At 42.3% G+C, this 503-nt stretch carries 1 pseudogene; it reads right to left on the bottom strand.

Annotated elements, in window-relative coordinates:
* Nucleotides 1–503: pseudogene (locus ABN217_RS20570) on the bottom strand (anthranilate phosphoribosyltransferase); the annotation flags it as partial.

The raw sequence follows: 503 nt of genomic DNA, 5'->3' as shown, positions 1-503 counted from the left end.
CTTGAAGCTAGTGCAGTGACTCGGTCAAACGCGCTACCACTACGAATAATATTCAGAGCGTGTTCGCTATTTTGTTTTAAATCTTCATGGCCATTAATACGCATTAGCATGGCAACATTTGCTGCGACCGCAGCTTCATGTGCAGGCTTTCCGTGACCCTGTAACAAATTGGTGAGTAAAATTCGGTTTTCATCAGGAGTACCACCTTCTAAATCAGATAACTGATAAGTCTGTAAACCAAAATCAGTTGCGTTTAGTTGATAGAAGGAAAGAACACCTTGGTTTAACTCAGCAACCTGTGTTGTAGCATGAAGAGAAACTTCATCCATACCTCCACTGTGTACCACAGCAGCGCGAGTAAAACCAAGCATTTGTAGTGTTTTTGCTACGGGCTCTACTAACGATTCTTGATACACCCCAATCAACGCAATTGGTGGGCGTGCCGGATTGATTAATGGACCTAACACATTGAATAATGTACGTGTTTTTAACTGAGTACGTAC

This window comes from Proteus sp. fly-1067 (assembly GCF_040139345.1).
In the GTDB taxonomy this organism is placed as follows: domain Bacteria; phylum Pseudomonadota; class Gammaproteobacteria; order Enterobacterales; family Enterobacteriaceae; genus Proteus; species Proteus vulgaris_B.
The sequence above is the reverse complement of the archived record's forward strand: the minus strand, read 5'-3'. Positions and strand labels throughout refer to the sequence as shown.